This window comes from Noviherbaspirillum sp. Root189 (assembly GCF_001428545.1).
Classification (GTDB): Bacteria; Pseudomonadota; Gammaproteobacteria; order Burkholderiales; family Burkholderiaceae_D; genus Noviherbaspirillum.
The window spans coordinates 36,764-55,295 of sequence record NZ_LMHZ01000017.1 but is presented as its reverse complement, the minus strand read 5'-3'; the positions used below and the strand labels follow the sequence as shown (position 1 = coordinate 55,295).

Here is an 18,532-nt window from a genome sequence, read left to right as displayed (position 1 = left end):
TATCGAAGGCGATTGAAGCGAAGACGGTTTACCTCGAGAAGGCAGGCGATCTCGTTTTTTCGAGCGGTAATTACAAGAAATAATCAAGAAGTAATCGTTAAGATTAAAGGCACTTTAATAAAGGTCTTGTTTTCACGTTCTGTGTCACTGGAAAAGAGAATAAGTCTGGCGCCTGATATCATTCGACTGCCAAAAACCTACATGGACCTGCATGAGACGAACCGTTCCTGTTGCCCTCCTCCTTCTCAGCCTCGTCGGCTGCAGCAGCACGCCGCACATTTCGAAGGAGCGGGTCACCGTCGACACATTTCAGAATGAACGACAAGCCTCGCCCGCCGCACAGGAAGTAGCCATGTACGCATTGATGCTCCTGCGTACCGGATATCGCTTTGGCGGAAAAAATCCGGACGCGGGGCTGGACTGCTCGGGGATGGTCGCCTACGTGTACCGCGAGGCAGCCGGACTGCCGCTGACGGGAAATGCGGCTTCACTTGCGCGCCAGGGGCGCGATACGGGATTCGACCAGCTTCGGGCTGGCGACCTGGTGTTCTTCAATACCTTGGGTCGCCCGTTTTCCCATGTGGGAATTTACCTTGGCAAAGGGGAGTTCATTCATGCGCCTAACGCCCGCGGCCGAGTGCGGGTAGACAAGCTGACCAATCGATATTGGTCCGAGCGGTTTGAGATGGCCCGGACCCTTCTGGATTAACGCATGGCTCTTGCCTGCACGCGCAAAAGTGCCATCGCTTTGGTACTGCTCTAGACTTTTGTTTTCAGGGCTACCTAAGCAGGTCGTCCGTTATGCGTCGGGAAGCTTGTCATAAACCATCCCCTCGACAAGGACACCGCCGAAGATAAACCCAAAGCTACAAAGCATCAGCGTGAGCTTCGCAAGAAAAATCGCTTTTGCGCGATTGTCCATGGTTGCCCATGTTTTGGCGGGTGCTACCAGTGTTTTTGCATTTGTCATGTTTGTCTCCGGATGGTTTTGAAAGGATGTGTTTAATTTGAGCTTGCGCCCCGAACCTGACAATCGACTGACGAACCGGAAATATCGGTCCGATGTAATAGCCTTTCTCAGGCATTGACCCAAAGCGTATGGTCCGCGCTTTGCCACCACTGCCGTTTAGGCTTATATCGCGAAAGGGCGGTTATTCTCTCGATGATTACGAAAATGCTGACGCAAAAAAGCCCGGGTCCCTGTAGAGGCACCGGGCGAAATCCACCAAGAGGAGGTGGAGGAGACATCTTTGAGATGGAGATCCGTCACAAAAATTCAAGGGCTTGGCACAAGATCATTTCTCCTCTTTCTGCACATTCCGTCTCGTGATTTCCTGCATCGGGCAGCTAATTTTTGTTGGCGCTGCTCGTCCCTCTATGCGTCGGTTGAGTTTTAATGCGGATGAGTGAAACCGTTGCTAACCGCCCTTTTGTGCATTATCCGCAGGAACGTTGGTTTGCATCGGAGGGCGATGGCAAATGGCCAGCCGCAATGCGCAACCCTGAATTACCTGCGTTCTACAACCCGGAAGGCGAAATTGGCGCTGGAGTACTGGTGTACTGGTGAATCTGAACTCAGGCGATGTGGCGCGGGGCGCGTGCGCCCTGCCCTACACCCGTCTCCGCGACGGCGCCCAGACCTTCATTCCAGTGAACATCATTGGCAACCTGTACGTCAGCAACGACATGGCAGCCGGCAATACCATGACGGAAGTCCGCAGTCAGGCATTGTCGGAGATTTTCGAAGGTCACATTAAGTACCGTATCAAGCAATGCTCCGCGATGCATTTTACGGTCCGGAAAAGCCTATGCCTTTTAGTACGCGCCCATATAATCCCGCTTACCGACTTCCACACCGTTGTGGCGCAAAATCGCGTAGGTCGTGGTGACATGGAAGAAAAACTGCGGGAGACCGTAGTTCAACAAATACGACTGGCCATTGAATCTCTTTTCTTTTGGCGTGCCGGGACGCGTAATGATTTCACGGTCTTCGTTGCCATCGATTTGTTCGGGCGCAAAGCCATCAATGAACGCCAGGGTTTTACTGAGTAACGATTGCAGGTCTGCGAACGTTACTTCGTTGTCTTCGTACTTGGGGACATCTACGCCAGAAAGCCGGGCCGCTACGCCTCTGGCAAAATCCGCGGCTATCTGCACCTGACGGATCAATGGAAACATGTCAGGGAAAAGGCGTGCTTGCAGCAGCGCATCGGGATCGATGTTTTTTGCAGTGGCGTGCTGTTCTGCCTTGTCCAGAATTGCGCTGAGGCTGTTCAGCATCTGCCTGAAAACTGGAATGGACGCGGAGTACAGGGTAACGGTCATGCGATTCCTTCGGAAATACAACGTAGTGATAAGGTGGAATGAGTGGCGCCCAGACCTGCGCCGCCGCTCCCGCATCTCCATGATTGATGACGCGGCGATGCGACAAGCTTGGCACAGGCAGTGTTACAGCCAGCTGGCTGCTATTTCAAATGATTTGAAATCAGCTTGGTCATTTCAAACATGGATACCTGTTTTTTTCCTTCGAATACGGCTTCCAGTTTTGCATCAGCATTGATCATGCGGCGGTTGGCCGGATCTTGCAGATTGTGCTCCTTGATGTAATCCCATACCTTTTTCGTTACCTCGGTACGTGGCATAGCCGCCGAACCGACCACGTCCGCGAGTACGGCGGAAGGCGTCACGGGTTTCATGAAACCGGCATTTGGTTTGCTTTCCTTCTTCGCTGCTGTAGCCATCACATACTCCAAAAATGCACTAAATTCCAAAAACACAAAACCCCGCGTGGGACTTCTCGGCGGGGCTCGTGCCATGGACGCCGGAGAATCCGGTACGTACTGTCGATTCTAACCGACTTCGGTAAGTGGACGGGGCTAGCCTTGCAAAATGATTATTTATTTACATCACCTAATTCTTCTCCGGTAATCACATCCATAGGTAATAACGACAATTAATGCGAGGAACGAACATATCAACTATAGATCAGGATAAAAGAAGTGCACTATCCTGGTGCATCAATCATGCGAAAATAAGGTTTTAAATCTTTTCTTTCTTTTGGAATCCGATATGAAGTACGCTTCAGCGCACCAGTTCTTGCAACATGTTGCTGACCGCAATTCCGGTCAACCTGAATTCCTTCAGGCAGTCACAGAAGTCATGGAAAGCTTGTGGCCTTACATTGAGAAGCATCCGAAATATGCCGATCAAGGTCTGCTTGACCGCCTGGTGGAGCCTGAGCGCGTAGTGATGTTTCGTGTTTCCTGGGTGGATGATCACGGCCAGGTCCAAGTCAATCGCGGCTATCGCATTCAGCACAGCATGGCGATCGGCCCCTATAAGGGCGGCCTGCGCTTCCATCCGACCGTCAACCTGTCAGTCCTGAAATTCCTGGCCTTCGAGCAAACCTTCAAGAATGCGTTGACCACGCTGCCTATGGGTGGGGGCAAAGGCGGGTCGGATTTCGACCCAAAAGGCAAGAGCCCAGGCGAGGTCATGCGCTTCTGCCAAGCCTTCGTAAGCGAACTGTTTCGCCATGTCGGCGCCGATACCGACGTTCCTGCCGGTGACATTGGCGTAGGTGGCCGCGAAGTGGGTTACATGACCGGCATGATGAAGAAACTGACCAACCGTGCTGACTGCGTATTCACCGGCAAAGGCTTGAGCTTCGGCGGTTCGCTGATCCGTCCCGAGGCTACTGGTTATGGCACCGTATATTTTGCAGATGAAATGCTCAAGACGCGTGGCCGATCGTTTGACGGTCTGCGCGTTAGTGTCTCCGGTTCAGGCAATGTCGCGCAGTACGCGGTGGAAAAAGCCATGGCCCTTGGTGCAAAGGTCATTACGGTGTCCGACTCCAGCGGCACCATCATCGATGAAGACGGCTTCACCCCCGAAAAGCTCGCCATTTTGATGGAAGTGAAGAACCATCTTTATGGCCGCGTCAGCGATTATGCCGGACGTACCGGCACGCGCTTCGAGCCCGGTGTGCGCCCATGGCATGTTCCGGTGGATGTGGCGCTACCATGCGCGACCCAAAATGAACTGGATGCCAATGATGCTGCGACTCTCATCAGGAACAGCGTACTGTGCGTGGCCGAAGGCGCCAACATGCCGTCGACCATTGATGCTGCAAAAGCATTCGAAGCAGCCGGTGTTCTCTATGCGCCAGGCAAGGCCAGCAATGCCGGAGGTGTCGCCACGTCCGGCCTGGAGATGAGCCAGAACGCGGAGCGCATTTCCTGGCCGCGTGAAGAGGTAGATGGCCGCCTGCTGCAGATCATGCAAGCCATCCACGCAGCCTGCCTGGAGTACGGCAAGCGTGCAGATGGCAGCCTTAGTTATGTGGACGGAGCAAACATCGCCGGTTTCGTCAAAGTGGCGGACGCAATGCTGGCCCAAGGCGTCATTTAAACGTCAAGCGCATCTGCCTGTTTCTTCCTGTACCTGGCAGGTACAGGAAGAAACCAGCCCGGATCCGCTCACGTCGGACCGGACACAGACTATTACTGCTTCACCGTCCGCGAGAACGCCATCCGCGTTTCCCATAACACCACGGCAAGTCCCGCGAGGCCGATCAGGGCAATGCCAAACACCGTGGTCAGATCCGGCAGCTGGCCGAACACCAGCCAGCCGAGCGCGACCGCCGCGATGATCTGCAAATAGCTGAACGGTGCAAGCAGTGTCGCCTGTGCTTTGCTGTACGCCATAATCTGCATCAAGTGACCGACAAACCCGGTAACGCCGGTAGACATCAACAGCAACCACTGTCCTGGCGACAGCTCCGGTGTTTTCCAAAACCATGGTAACGCCAGTGTCAACGCGACCGAGCCGAAAAGACCGCCATAGTAATTTGTCGTTAACGGGTGATCATGCGCGACGCGACGCGTGGCGATCTGAAAAAAGGCAAACGTGAGTGCCGTCAGCAGACCAAGCGCGACGCCAACAGGATCAAGCGGCGATCCTGGGCGCACGATGATCAGCACACCAGCAAAACCCATCACCACGCCGACCCAGCGGTGCCATCGATGCGTCTCATCAAGCAGCCACGGCGCCATGGCCATCAGGAACAACGGGGCCATGAAATTGAGTGAGGTTGCTTCGGCAAGCGGAAGACGCCTGAGAACCGAGAAGAACAGCACTGTGGACAATACCATCAGCAAGCCGCGGATCAACTGGCGTGACAAGGACCGGGTCTTGAAGATGGCGCTGCGTTGCGATGGCAGCACAAGCGCGGTCATCAGGGCAATGTGCATCACGTAGCGCACCCATGTCACCATGAGCACCGGCACACCTGCAAGAACCAGCCACTTTGCCGAAGCATCCAGCGTGGAGAGTGTCCATAAACCAGCGACATGAATAAATATTGCGTTTTTGTTCAATTTTTGATGACTCAATGTTGTCCGGCTTTGGCCACGCGCGGCGGACCGAACCCGCCGCCGCCTGGCGTTTCGACGACAAACACATCGCCGGGCAGCATCTCGATTGAATCGGTCGCGCCAAGGTCAATGCGCGTACCGTCCCGTCGCTCCACATAGTTGAGGCCGCCGACTCCCGGCGCTCCTCCCGCCAGTCCAAACGGAGGAATACGTCGTCGGTTCGACAGGATGGACGCCGTCATTGGTTCGAGGAAGCGAATGCGACGGATTGCGCCATTTCCGCCAGTGCCTTGCCCGGCGCCGCCAGTTCCAGTACGGATTTCGAAGCTCTCCAGCAAGACAGGGAAGCGCCATTCCAGTACTTCGGGATCGGTAAGACGGGAGTTGGTCATGTGCGTCTGAACCACATCGGTACCGTCGAAGCAAAGCAGCTCGCCACGTTCGTCTTTGCCAAGCAGGCCCGCACCGGAACCGCCCGAGATGGTCTCGTAGTACTGGTACCGGGCGTTACCAAACGTGAAATTGTTCATGGTCCCCTGTGCGGCTGCCATGACGCCGAGCGCGCCATACAGCGCATCGGTAATGCATTGCGACGTCTCGACGTTGCCGGCGACGGTAGCGGCGGGAACGTGTGGATTGAGCATCGAGCCTTCAGGAATGATGACCTGCAGCGGCTTCAGGCAGCCGGCATTCATCGGGATCTCGTCGTCGACCAGTGTGCGGAACACATACAGTACCGCGGCCATACATACGGCTGACGGTGCATTAAAGTTGTTCGGCAGCTGATCTGACGTGCCGGTGAAGTCGATGACTGCGCTACGCGCTTCGCTGTTGACCTTGACGGCTACCCGAATGGTTGCGCCGTTGTCCATTTCGTAGGCAAATTCGCCGTCTTTCAGCACGCCGATGACGCGGCGCACCGCTTCTTCCGCGTTGTCCTGCACGTGCTTCATGTAAGCCCTGACCACTTCTAGGCCGAACTCCCGTACCATGCGCCGCAGTTCGGCGACGCCCTTCTCATTGGCGGCGATCTGTGCGCGCAGGTCGGCGACATTCTGATCCGGATTGCGGGTAGGATAGCGGCCTCCACTGAGCAGTTCACGTAACTCGCGCTCGCGCAGGTGCCCGCTCTCGACAAGCTTGAAATTGTCCAGCAGCACACCTTCTTCTTCAACTGACTTGCTGTTCGGCGGCATTGAGCCGGGCGTGATGCCGCCGATGTCCGCATGATGGCCGCGCGACGCAACGAAAAACAGCAGGTCCTGTTCCGCTTCGTCAAATACCGGCGTGACGACAGTAACGTCGGGCAGGTGTGTGCCACCGTTGTAGGGGTCATTCAGCACATAAGTGTCCCCGGGTCGTATGCATCCCGCGTTTTTTCGGATGACGGTCTTGATACTCTCGCCCATCGAACCGAGATGCACCGGCATGTGCGGCGCATTCGCAATAAGGCTACCGTCGACGTCGAAAAGCGCGCACGAGAAATCGAGTCGTTCCTTTATGTTGACCGAGAATGCGGTGTTCGCAAGTGTTGCGCCCATTTGTTCCGCGATCGACATGAACAGGTTGTTGAAAATTTCAAGCATCACTGGATCGACCGCGGTGCCAATCGCAAAACGCTGTGCGCGTTGCGCGGCACGCGTGAGGAGGAATTCGCCACCCGGCAGGGTTTCCATCTGCCATTCAGGTTCCACCACCGTCGTGGCATTGGCATCGGAAACGATAGCGGGACCGGCAATGCGGAGTCCGGCGCCCAGGTTTTCCCGTCGGTACACCGGCGTGTCATGGTATCGGCCGCCCGAATACATGCGCACAGTCGCGGTGGCTGCGGGCAATGTACCGGCGCTTGCCTGCGTAACGTCGGGAGCCCGTGCCTGCTCGCCGCTCCGGCCAATCGCCTCCACCGATAGGGCTTCAATGATGAGCGGCTTGTCCGGCATCAGAAAGCTGTAGCGCTGCCGGTAGGCGGCCTCGAACGCTGCCTGCATTCCAGGCACGTCCACGTAATCGACCACCAATGCAGCGTCCGTTCCTTCGTAACGAAGGTGAGCGCGCCGGACGAGACTGATGCGTTCCTGCGCGATGCCCTGTGTCGCGACCTGCTGCGTTGCTCTGACAGCCATCTCTGCCAGTACCACGTCGCATTGCGACAGGCTATCCTGGTGCAACGGTAATTCAATGCTGGTTTCCCGCATGGCCGTGATGTCCGCCAGTCCCATCCCGTAGGCAGACAATACGCCGGCCAGCGGATGAATCAGTGCACGATTCATCCCGAGCGCATCGGCCACCAGGCAGGCATGCTGGCCGCCGGCGCCACCGAAGCTGACCAGCGTGTATTTAGTCACGTCGTAACCACGCTCAACGGAAATTTTCTTGATCGCATTTGCCATGTTGGACACGGCGATGCTGATGAAGCCTTCGGCAACCGATTCCGGCGTGCTGGCACGGCCGGTATCTGCGGTAATTTGGGCTGCCAGGTCTTTAAATTTTTGCTGCACTGTCCCGGTATCGAGCGGCTGGTTTGCCTGCGGTCCGAAGATCTGCGGAAAGAACGCAGGCTGAACTTTGCCCAGCAAGACGTTGCAGTCCGTAACGGCGAGCGGTCCGCCATTGCCGTAAGCTGCAGGTCCCGGGTTGGCACCCGCCGAGTCCGGCCCGACGCGCATGCGTGCGCCATCGAATTGCAGGATCGACCCGCCGCCCGCGGCCACCGTATGGATGTTCATCATCGGAGCGCGCATCCGCACACCGGCAACCTGGGTCTCGAATGCGCGTTCGAATTCCCCGTTGTAATGAGACACGTCGGTCGACGTGCCACCCATGTCGAATCCTATGATCTGATGCGCGCCTGCGGCCTCCGCTACACGCACCATGCCGACAATGCCGCCGGCGGGACCTGACAGAATTGAATCCTTTCCCTGAAACTGATCGGCTGCGGTGAGTCCACCACTGGACTGCATGAACATCAGCTTGATGCCGGAAAGCTCCCGCGCGATCCTGTCCACGTAGCGCCGCAGCAGCGGGGACAGATAAGCATCAACGACGGTGGTATCGCCGCGTCCAACCAGTTTCATCATCGGACTGATCTGGTGGGAAGCCGATACCTGGGTAAAACCTATCTCATTTGCCATCTTCACAGCTACCTGCTCGTGCTGCGGATACCGGTATGCGTGCATGAAGACAATCGCGATCGAGCGTATCCCGGCGTCGAGCGCCGCCTGCAGCTTCACCCGTAACTCGTCCTGCTGCATTTCCTGCAATACGTCGCCTTGCGCGGTGATACGTTCGTTGATTTCCTCGACACGGCGGTACAGAAGTTCTGGCAGCGTGATGCGACGATCGAATATCCGCGGACGTGCCTGATATCCGATACGTAACGCGTCCCGGAATCCCTTGGTGGTGAGCAGCAGCGTGGGTTCGCCCTGGCGTTCAAGCAAGGCATTGGTCGCAACCGTGGTTCCCATCTTGACCGCTTCCACCTGGTCAGCCGGGATTGGATCGCCCGTCTTCAATCCCAGCAACGCGCGGATACCCGCCAATGCTGCGTCGTCATACTGGCCGGGGTTTTCGGAGAGCAGCTTGTGGGTCACCAGAAGGCCGTCCGGGCGGCGAGCAACGATATCGGTGAAGGTGCCGCCACGATCAATCCAGAATTGCCAGCGCCGACTGTCTTGCAGGCTGAAATGTGATGCATCGGTGGTCATGATATTGGCCCTATTACGGTGTTGCACCGTCCCGGCATCGGAAACGGATGCGAATGATGGTGTAGACGGCAGTTGCGCATACCCGCTCGAACTCAGGGAATGAAGCGTTGCTGCCTGAAGCTGTCAAAGATCCGGATGAACATGTCTTCCGAATCGACAAATTCCTGGAACCCATATTTTCTTGCCTTCGTGTTGTCGAGCATGATGTCCCAGGTCGGAGCAAATGCATAATTGGCGAATGCCCAATTGGCGGCCTCCGAAAATGGCGTCGGCAGCAAGCCATGCTCCTGCACGATTTCATTCCATAACTCTTCCTTGTCCGCCATCATGAGTTCGAGATCGATCTGCTGTACCCCACCGTTCTCGAGCTCAAAATACTCCGCAATCCGCGGCCATAGATATTGCCACCGGAAGTGGTCGCCGTTAACCATGTTGAAAGCCTCGTTGGCGGCTGCAGGCGTGGTGGCCGCCCAGAGCATGCCCTTGTTCAGCAACTCGACGTCGCTTGCGCAATGGATAGCACGAAATGCGGCTTCCGGCCCTGGAAAGCGCAACGGCAATCCCAATTTCTTGCATAAGGTGGCGTAGACGGCGATCGGCTTGGGCAGGTTGATGTCCGTGCGCGCATAGCCGCAGACGATATGCGGCCGCATCAGTGAATAACTCCATCGCTTGCCGCGTGCAAGCTCTTTGAGCAGGTCTTCCTGCGTGTAATAGAAGTTCGGCGGAAAGTGGCGTGCGTCGCTCTCCTTCGCCGGTGTCTTGAATGGCCCCAGGTGTCGACCGTAATATTTCGAACCCTGCAGCAGCGAAACGTGTTCCAGACGGCTGGCACCCGGCAGGATCGACGTCATGGCATTTCGGAACAGGTCTGTATCCCTGGAAGCCTTGTCCACCCAACGCGTACCGGTCGCGTGGCCGGTCCAGAAAATGTGCGTGACCTGTGTCAGTTGTCCCAGTGCGACCGCACAATCGGCGGGGTCGCTCATGTCACACTCGACATGACGGGCCCGGGTCTCAAACTGCGGCGGACGGCGCGACACGATCGTCACGTCCCATCCGCCCACCTTGTCCAGCAGCTGGGCCATATTGGCACCGACCATGCCGGTGCCGCCAAGAATGACAGCAATCCTGTCTGCCATTGCATCTCCTTATAGTGTGACGGCGGACAGGCATACGCAGAATCCTGCCCTAACGATTTAGATCACTTGCTAGAGCGCTGCTTCAATGGCTGCGCCGAGCATGAGTATCTGCTCGTCCTGTCCATGCATGCCTGCAACCATCAGGCCGACCGGCGCATCGCCCGGCTTGTGGCAGGGCAAGCTCAGCGCACAGCCATCAACAAAGTTGAATAGTGTTGGATTGCGCAGGATGAGCAGGTTGGTGGACGTATACAGTTCGTCGCTGTCACGCAGTGCGGCAATCGGCGGCGCGATTACCGGTACGGTCGGCATCAAAAACGCATCGCAGCCCGCATCCGCAAGGCGCTGCTGCACGCCCGCACTCCAGCGCCTGCGATCGTTGAGTAGCGTGATGTAATCCGAGGCTCGCATTGCAGCGCCTCTACGAATCCGTACCGCCACTCGCGGATCGTATTCCGCTTCACGTTGTCCGAGCATATCGGCATGCCAGGTCCACGACTCGGCGGCTATGAAGCCTCCGTGCCGGTTGATATGCGCAAGTTCGGCAAACTCCGGCACCTCAATCTCGACTAGCCTTGCCCCCGCCTTCGACAACGTGCCGCATGCCGCTTCGAACGCTGCGCTCACCGTAGCATCAATGCCGTCAAAGACCAGGGTGCGCGGTATGGCAAAACGATGGTTGGCCAGTGAGACTGGGCGGAGATCCGTACGAGAAGTGCCAGACAGTACCGCATCGAGCTGGGCACAGCAGGACACGCTGCGGGCAAGGGGACCGATCGAATCCAAACTGGTCGATAGCGGCAATACGCCGGTGTCGGGCACACGCCTCGCAGTTGGTTTAAATCCGGTCAGCCCGCAAAGTGCGGAAGGAATGCGGACAGAGCCCCCTGTATCGGTGCCAATCGCAGCAACGGCGGCACCTTCGGTGATCGATATGGCGGCGCCTGAAGAAGAACCGCCGGGAATCCTTCCCGTCTCGCGATCCCAGGGGTTGCGCGGCGTGCCGTAGTGCGGATTCAGACCCAGGCCCGAATACGCAAATTCAGTCATGTTGGTGCGGCCGATGATCACCGCGCCAGCCTGCCGCAGGCGTTCCACGACGATGCTGTCGCGTGATGCCGGTGCCGCGTCATTTCGAACTATGGAACCTGCACGCGTGACTTGTCCGTTTTCATCGAACAAGTCCTTGATCGAGATGGGAATGCCTGCCAGCGGCGCCAATGGCACCCCGGCTGCACGCAGCGTGTCCATTGCGTCAGCCGTGGCACGCGCAGTGGCGGCATGCACTGCGATGAAGGTTGACTGGGCTTCGCTCGAGTTCAATGCGGCCTGCAGCGCCAGTTCAGTCAGCTCCCGACTGCTGACGCGACCACTGTGCAGTTCACCGCGCCAGTAATCCAGGGTATTAGGAGGAAGGGACATGAATCACTTTCGTCAACAGGTTCAGCGGGCCACCATGGCGCTCGGCAGGCTCAACACAATCTGCGGAAACATTGTGATCAACGCGACGGCAACGATCATGAGAACGAAAAACGGGAAAGAGGCCTTTGCTATCGTGAAGATGTCCTTTCCGCTCATGCTCTGCACGACGAACAGATTGAAGCCAACAGGCGGCGTGATCTGTGCCATCTCGACGACGAGAACGATAAAAATACCGAACCAGAGCAGATCGATGCCCGCCGCCTGGACAGCCGGCAAAATCACCGAAGTCGTCAGCAACACGATCGAAATTCCATCCAGAAAGCAGCCTAGTACGATGAAGAACAAGGTCAGCGCCGCCAGCAGCGCCCAGGCAGGCATGCCCACGCCGGCAATCCAGTTCGCAAGCGCTGCGGGCAGACCGGTAAAGCTCATCGCAGAAGTCAGGTAGGCTGCCCCCAGCAGAATGAAGAAGATCATTGTCGAAGTTCGCACCGCGCCGAGCAGGCTTTCGACAAATGTGACGCGCGTCAGCATACCCGACATGGCTGCGATCAATAGTGCGCCAACCACGCCGATAGCGGCAGCTTCAGTGGCGGTCGCAAATCCAGCATAGATGGAGCCGATGACGCCGATGATCAAAAGCACTACCGGAATCAGGCTTCTCGACGCGTTAAGTTTCTCGACGAAACTCATCTTCAGCGTTGCAGCAGGAATCTGCTCCTTGTTCAGTCCCGCCCATAGAATGATGTATCCCGAGAACAGGACCATCAGGAGCAGCCCGGGCAACACGCCGGCGATGAACAGCCGGGCGACTGAGATCTGGGCTGCGACGCCATACACAATCATGATAATCGAAGGCGGAATCAGAAGACCCAGCGTCCCCGACCCTGCCAGCGATCCGATGGAAATACTCTCTGGATAACCGCGCGACTTGAGTTCGGGAAGGGAAATACGGCCTATGGTGGCGGCTGTCGCTGCAGACGATCCGCTGACCGCGGCAAAGATACCGCACCCGAGGACATTGACATGCAGCAGACGACCTGGCAATTTGTCCACCCAGGGTGCCAGTCCTGCAAACATGTCTTCCGACAGCTTGGTGCGAAACAGAATTTCGCCCATCCAGATAAACAATGGCAGGGCCGTCATGGTCCAGCTGGCGCTTGATGCCCAACTGTTCGTGGCGAGAATGGATCCGCCAGGCGCGCCGGCGAAGACCTCCATGCCGATGATACCTACGGCGATCAGCGCCAGCGCAATCCATACGCCCATGCTTAACAGCACGAGAAGTGCGCCGCCAAGCACGATCGCGAGCCACAGCATGTCCATTACTCGCTCCTCGCTTCGCCAGCACCGATTTCAAAATTTTCATGCCGCAGCACTCGCACCAGCCGCTCTCCAAAAGCCACCACCAGCAGGATCGTGCCGATCGCCATTGGTAACTGAGGCAGCCACAGCGGTACCGCAATCAAGCCCTGCGACACCTCATTGAATTGATAGCTTTCAATCACAAACGCAGTGCAATACCAAGCCAGATAAGCTGCCAGCAGCAGGCCGATAACCGATACCAGAACTTCCATCGGCTGATGGAGGCGCTGTGGAATGAAGCGCATGACCACCTCCACCCGGATATGAGACCCGCAGTGCAACGCATAAGGCAAGCCGAGAAAGCCCGCCGCGGCCATCGCCCAAGCGGCGAACTCTTCCGCGTCACGCACTGTGGAGCCAAAATTCCGGGCGATGACTTGCGCCATGATCAACACGCAGATCAGTACCAGAGCTGTCGCTGACAATAGCCCGGAGAGCCGGTATAGCCGATGCAGGAACGTCATTGCTTAACGCTTAGCCTGGTCAAGTATCGCCTTGCCTTCGGGACCGGCTTTCTTCAGCCATTCTTCAGCCATTACTGCACCGATCTTGGCCAGTTCCGGTTGCATTGCTTCAGGCGTCGGGCCGACGACCATGCCGTTCTTGGCCAGAGTCTGAGTCAGCTCACTGGTCTTGGACCGCGCGACTTCCCAGCCTTTCTTTTCAGCACGTTCGGCAGCAGCCAGTACTGCTTTCTGTGAAGCCTGGGGCAGCCTTGCGAACGCACGTGCATTGACCATGACCACGTTCTTCGGGATGAAAGCCTGCACGTCGTAGTAATACTTGGCGAAGTCCCACGCCTGGGAGTCGACGCCGGTGGCCGGCGACGTGATCATGGCTTCGATCAGGCCGGTTCCGAAAGCTTGCGGAACGTCGCCCGAGTTGACCGTGGTCGGCGAGGCACCCATCAGTTCGACCAGGCGCGACGTTGCGGCATTGTAGGCGCGGAACTTCATACCCTTGAAGTCGGACATTTGCTTGACGGGCACCTTGGTGTAGATACCCTGCGGTGGCCATGGCACGCTATAAAGCAGCTTGATGCCTTGCTTCTGCAAGCGCGCCTCCATCTGTGCGCGGCTTGCCTGCCACAACTTCCAGGCGCTGTCGAAGTCGCGTGCCAACAGAGGAACCGCGTCAACTTCAAAGATGGCATCCTCGTTGCCCAGCACCGACACCAGCACGTCGCCGAGCGGCACCTGACCGGTCTGGACGGCACGCTTGAGATCGGCGCGCTTGAACAGCACCGAATTGGAATGAATCTTGATGTCGAGTTCGCCGTTGGTAGCCTTGGCCACGTCAGCCGCAAAGTCGCGCGCGACAGCCGTGATGTAGTTACCATCGGGCTGCTCGGTGGACATGTTCCAGCGTTCGGCAGCATGGGCTGATGACAGGCTTAGGCACAGGGCGGCCATGCCGGTAAGGAAGTAGCGGCGGTTCAGGGTCATGTGTCTCTCTCCAAAAAAATTTAGGAAGCAAGCCGCCAGAGCGACTGAAACGAATAGACTTCTTCCAAGGGAAGCCCTACGGATTGGGATAACGCCTGCGCATGTTGCTGTGCAACTTCCACGCGCGTGGCCTCAATCATCACAACGCCATCCGCAGGTGTAGGCTGCGCGTCTGCCGTCACAGGCGTGGACAAGGCCGCATCGGTCTCAAGCAGCGTCGTGCGTATGATGTGGTCTTCGCCGGTCAGATCCATCAGGTTCTGCCGCAGCTGGTTTTTGATGTCCGCCTGGCTGAGGATATTTTCTGGCACGACAAACAATGCGAGCGCCCCGCCCTCCCCTTCACCATGCTCCAGACTCAAACGGCCGACGCGCCGCTGCGTGCCGCGCATGCGTTTGAAGTTCTCGAGCGACCAGGTAGTCTGGTTTGCAAATGCGGTCCGGTAGGCCTCAGACTGGAAAGTATCAAGGCTGTCCGTGTAGTAAAGCGCCAGATAAGGCCTTGGACAGGGGCTTACTGCGGCAAAACGACGCGCGCTCTGAAAGCCAGGAATCGCCACGCGCTCCTGCATATGTTCGCGGTCATACCAGCGATTAAAATCCAGTTCGTGCTCACGATCAACATCGGTCCAGATGCAAAGTAAGCCGCGTTCCTTGTCAGCGTTCATAGAAGCCAGCCAGAGAGTTGTGTTAACGATTATCTATTCTGACGCCGACGAATTGTCAAAGCAAACAAGAAATTTTTTCCATTTCCGATCAATTAAATTTATGGCCTCGCCATTGCCCATGGATCACCCGGCACTTCTGTCGACGGCATGCGTGCCACTTCTCCCGGTAGCCCGCGCGCAAAATCCTGCGCACTTTGCTGCGCAGCAATGGCGATCTGCTGAAACAGCCGCGTTTCCGATCGCGACCGGTAAGAGCAGATAAGGGACATGTTGGGCATATCGCTGTCGATGCGCAGGGCAGACACACTCTCACTGGCCAGCTCTTTCTGCACGATTGCAGGCGGGAGCATGGCCAGGCCGAAGCCGTCGACGACGAGCCGCACCATCGCAGACACCGACGTCATGCAATTGATCCTGACCGGCTTCTCGGTTTTATCCTTGAACAGCCGTTCCAGATACCGATGCGGACCTGAATTGCGCGAAAAGCTCAGGATCGGAAACGTCGCGATATCGGCCAGGGTCAGTACATCACCCTGGAGATTCAATCCGGTTGCACCAAACCAGCGCATCGGGAAATCGCATAGGGGCAAATTCTGTACATTTGTCTCGAACACGGGATCGGTCTGCAGGATGACATCAAGATGCCCTTTGTTGAATTGCTCGATCAACCGTATGGTCGTATCCCCTGCCAGTTCCACTTCCAGATGCGGATAGGCGCGATGTATGCGCGTCATCAGGTCGGGAAACCAAGAGTGAATAATGGATTCGATGACGCCGATGCGTACCACCCCGGTGTATAGCGCCGGATCTTTCATGTTTTCCAGCATCTCCTGGGTAGTATTCACCAGGCGCTCGGCGTAAATCAGCGCCTTGGTTCCTTCCAGCGTCAGTGTCACTTCGCGGTCGGCACGGTTGAATAGGCGCACGCCAAGTTCTTGCTCAAGGGTCGCGATCCGACTGGACACGGCCGCCTGCGTCGTGTGGAGCTTCTCTGCGGTCATCCGGAAATTACGGATTCGAGCGAGCCAGACGAATGTTTCCAGAAAGCGTAGGTTCATCGTATTCCTTCATCCCGCCGGCTTACACAGGAGCGGCGCAGTCGCCATCCCTCCCTCTAAAGCCTGTATTTGTCGAAGCAGTTATGTTTTCCAAACGGAAATATTGGGCGAGAAGCGGCGACGCGTCAAGCCGGCGGCCAGTCAGACCGCAACTGCTCTAGCGTTTAGCGAAAAGGAACTGCCACAACCAGCCTCCGCGCCTGTCCTGGCCGGTAAGGACGTAATCCAAAGCATTCGCATTCTGCAGTGTCAGATGTAGCGCAGAACGAGCAGCGTGCTGGCCGACAATCAGAAGGGCATCGCCTGCCTTCAGCTTGACCTCATCGTCCGGAAGGAGAACTTGCTCCCCTTGCCGCACAATCATCAAGACTATGGCTGGCAAGGCCGCTGTCCAGTTCGCATTGTCCCGCATTAACTGGCCGACACTGATAGGCTGGTGCTCCATCAGTGCCTGGTGTACCGGCGGCGCGATGTGCTCTTCAATCTTAACGTCCCAGACTTCCGGTACGAGGCCGTCACAGAGAGATTCCAGGCGGGAGGAGACTTTCTTGCACCAGCTTTCGTCAGCCCCTCGCACAGCGCCGAGAAAACGAGCAAGGAACGGAGTGGTAAGAATCGAAATGCATTCCTGCGCCACGACGCGGGTATGCACCATGCTGAAATCGGGCCGAAATATATCGAACAGCACATCGTTGGCGGCCTGGTTCTGGCGCGCCACAATAAATATATCCGGATTGAGTTTTTTGGCCATCATGGCGATGGAGAGATTGCTGATGTCGTTGTCACTCCCGGCCACAATACCGCGGGCTTCCATGATGCCGGCTTCTTTCAATACGCTTGCCTCCGTTCCGGTTCCCCTCAGGATCTGAAAATTCTCAGGGGCGTCTCCCTTCGGATCAATAATAGACAGCTTAACGCCGGGTAATGCAAAAAAACGGGTAATCGCGTTTCCGAATTGACCGTAACCACAAAGGATCCAATGCCCGCGCGGCGGACGGTGCACTTGCGGTAGCGGTGTTCCCGGCAGCGCGGTCAGTATTTCGATAAGGCGAAAGCGCTCTGGAGAGAAAATTGCCATCGCCAGGTATTCGGCAAACCTCTCATAGGCATCCACGATATGGTGAGTGCCGAATGTGGCCATGTTGGCGGCGACCAATGGACTCCGTACCCGAGCAAGAACAGTTATCTCCGGGTTGAGAAGACGTACATTGATGGCGATCGCGAGATTGGCCTGTTCATCGTTGGTCACTGCCAGCACTCCGCGACATTGCTGATGGCGCAGGCCCGCCATCAGCAGATAGTCCGACACGCAGGCGTCAGCTGCAAGAACCGGATCATTCGTGATGAAGTCCTCCATATCCAGTTCTTCAACCCGCAGTCCATCTTTCTCCAGAATGGCAAAGTCATAACCCAGAATATCTAAAGCGCGACAGATAAGACTGCCGGTCTCTCCACATCCGCAAATCAGGTAGAAAGGGGTTTGTATACGTTTTACACGCCGGGCAAAACGGGAGGCGACCAAGGTTTGTAGAAATGCGGTGTCCTTTAGCAGCGCCAGTACGGTGACGATCGAGTAGGTCCATGCAATCACCGTCATGTAGATACATACCGTGACCCACAGTCGTTGCGCATCGGAGAAGGCCTTGGGGATTTCGCCGAAACCAATTGTTGTGGCGGTGTAACTGATGAAGTAAAAGGCGTGGAAAAAACCAAGGGGCGGTGCCGCCGTCCCATCCGCGTTCTCGCCAGGAACGAGAGTCAATCCCAGTACTCCCACTGCGTAGAGAACGACAAGCACGATGAGGGGTGCCCTCATGCGCCGCAGAATCAGGAAAAATACACTATTCACGATTAACGCCGCATCATGACTGTTTCAACAATGAGCATGATGAGAGAGACGATATTGGCTAAAAGCGCTCCGCCGGATAAGGAAACGACACTGGCCGTGTGTTCGGGTGTCATACCGGTGCCGGTAACATGCACGACAACGGTCCAGATAACCGCCGCCGCGATCAGTTGAATATCCGCAACCAGACTAGTGGATAAAAGCACTGCGCCAATCTGCGTGCGGTCACCGAATTTCAGTATTGTTGCAATTAAATTCACGACAATAGCGGCGAACAGTTCATAAACATTATGCAACTCTGGACGGTCGATATCGCCGATAAAAAAGCCAAAGTTTAGCGTTGCTGCAAAAACGATAAAAAACGCAAATATCACCTTTTCGAGGTTCATAGGCCGCCTTTACACGCGATTGGAAAAGCCTGTACATCGTTATACCCGTGGCTCGCTTTTCAGGAATTGCTATTTGTTTAAAGTCGGCGCTTTATTCGGGTGGTGCAGGCGTAGT

16 protein-coding genes and 2 pseudogenes are annotated in these 18,532 nt (G+C 56.6%); 4 read left to right on the top strand and 14 right to left on the bottom strand.

The window, feature by feature from the left end; genetic code table 11:
* The first annotated feature begins 211 nt into the window (after positions 1-211).
* On the top strand, positions 212-709 hold the full coding sequence (locus ASE07_RS12320; protein WP_082584108.1) for a C40 family peptidase: 498 nt from the start codon (positions 212-214) through the stop codon (positions 707-709).
* 90 nt (positions 710-799) lie between these two features.
* On the opposite strand, the gene ASE07_RS28760 is transcribed toward ASE07_RS12320, so the two are convergent.
* A complete protein-coding gene (locus ASE07_RS28760; RefSeq protein ID WP_156396566.1) occupies positions 800-970 on the bottom strand; it encodes a hypothetical protein in 171 nt (56 codons plus the stop codon).
* 432 nt (positions 971-1,402) lie between these two features.
* On the opposite strand from ASE07_RS28760, the gene ASE07_RS29695 reads away from it, so the two are divergent.
* Both ASE07_RS29695 and ASE07_RS29690 read left to right on the top strand, forming a co-directional pair.
* Complete coding sequence (locus ASE07_RS29695) at positions 1,403-1,567, top strand: hypothetical protein (RefSeq protein ID WP_235548445.1); 165 nt, start codon at positions 1,403-1,405, stop codon at positions 1,565-1,567.
* Positions 1,564-1,707 (top strand): annotated as a pseudogene (locus ASE07_RS29690) (hypothetical protein); the annotation flags it as partial. The gene ASE07_RS29695 and the pseudogene ASE07_RS29690, both read left to right, overlap by 4 nt.
* A gap of 108 nt (positions 1,708-1,815) precedes the next feature.
* Here the strand turns inward: ASE07_RS29690 and ASE07_RS12310 are convergent.
* Complete coding sequence (locus ASE07_RS12310) at positions 1,816-2,325, bottom strand: DUF1993 domain-containing protein (RefSeq protein WP_057291124.1); 510 nt, start codon at positions 2,323-2,325, stop codon at positions 1,816-1,818.
* A 140-nt stretch (positions 2,326-2,465) separates the two neighbouring features.
* A pseudogene (locus ASE07_RS12305) lies at positions 2,466-2,717 on the bottom strand (SWIB/MDM2 domain-containing protein); the annotation flags it as partial.
* A 352-nt stretch (positions 2,718-3,069) separates the two neighbouring features.
* On the opposite strand from ASE07_RS12305, the gene gdhA reads away from it, so the two are divergent.
* A complete protein-coding gene (gdhA, locus tag ASE07_RS12300; RefSeq protein ID WP_057291122.1) occupies positions 3,070-4,413 on the top strand; it encodes an NADP-specific glutamate dehydrogenase in 1,344 nt (447 codons plus the stop codon).
* Between the two features lie 92 nt (positions 4,414-4,505).
* Here gdhA and ASE07_RS12295 read toward each other — a convergent pair whose 3' ends face one another.
* From ASE07_RS12295 to ASE07_RS12245, 11 genes are all read right to left on the bottom strand, one after another.
* Positions 4,506-5,381, bottom strand: a complete 876-nt coding sequence (locus ASE07_RS12295) for a DMT family transporter (RefSeq protein ID WP_235548444.1) — start codon at positions 5,379-5,381, stop codon at positions 4,506-4,508.
* 11 nt (positions 5,382-5,392) lie between these two features.
* On the bottom strand, positions 5,393-9,082 hold the full coding sequence (locus ASE07_RS12290) for a hydantoinase B/oxoprolinase family protein (RefSeq protein ID WP_057291120.1): 3,690 nt from the start codon (positions 9,080-9,082) through the stop codon (positions 5,393-5,395).
* Between the two features lie 92 nt (positions 9,083-9,174).
* Complete coding sequence (locus ASE07_RS12285; RefSeq protein WP_057291119.1) at positions 9,175-10,224, bottom strand: SDR family oxidoreductase; 1,050 nt, start codon at positions 10,222-10,224, stop codon at positions 9,175-9,177.
* Between the two features lie 69 nt (positions 10,225-10,293).
* Positions 10,294-11,646 (bottom strand): amidase, encoded by a 1,353-nt coding sequence (locus ASE07_RS12280; RefSeq protein WP_057291118.1) that lies wholly within the window; start codon positions 11,644-11,646, stop codon positions 10,294-10,296.
* Positions 11,647-11,667: 21 nt separating this feature from the next.
* Entirely contained in the window at positions 11,668-12,972 is a 1,305-nt protein-coding gene (locus ASE07_RS12275) for a TRAP transporter large permease (RefSeq protein ID WP_057291117.1), read from the bottom strand.
* A complete protein-coding gene (locus tag ASE07_RS12270) occupies positions 12,972-13,475 on the bottom strand; it encodes a TRAP transporter small permease (RefSeq protein WP_057291116.1) in 504 nt (167 codons plus the stop codon). The genes ASE07_RS12275 and ASE07_RS12270 overlap by 1 nt, the downstream gene beginning before the upstream one ends.
* 3 nt (positions 13,476-13,478) lie before the next feature.
* Positions 13,479-14,456, bottom strand: a complete 978-nt coding sequence (locus ASE07_RS12265) for a TRAP transporter substrate-binding protein (RefSeq protein ID WP_057291115.1) — start codon at positions 14,454-14,456, stop codon at positions 13,479-13,481.
* A 20-nt stretch (positions 14,457-14,476) separates the two neighbouring features.
* Positions 14,477-15,124: a DUF4286 family protein gene (locus tag ASE07_RS12260; protein WP_057291114.1), complete on the bottom strand. Its 648-nt coding sequence runs from the start codon at positions 15,122-15,124 to the stop codon at positions 14,477-14,479.
* A 98-nt stretch (positions 15,125-15,222) separates the two neighbouring features.
* Positions 15,223-16,182 (bottom strand): LysR family transcriptional regulator, encoded by a 960-nt coding sequence (locus ASE07_RS12255; protein ID WP_057291113.1) that lies wholly within the window; start codon positions 16,180-16,182, stop codon positions 15,223-15,225.
* Between the two features lie 157 nt (positions 16,183-16,339).
* Positions 16,340-18,031 (bottom strand): potassium channel family protein, encoded by a 1,692-nt coding sequence (locus ASE07_RS12250; protein WP_057291112.1) that lies wholly within the window; start codon positions 18,029-18,031, stop codon positions 16,340-16,342.
* A gap of 2 nt (positions 18,032-18,033) precedes the next feature.
* Positions 18,034-18,417, bottom strand: a complete 384-nt coding sequence (locus tag ASE07_RS12245; RefSeq protein WP_057291111.1) for a DUF6394 family protein — start codon at positions 18,415-18,417, stop codon at positions 18,034-18,036.
* Between the last annotated feature and the right edge of the window lie 115 nt (positions 18,418-18,532).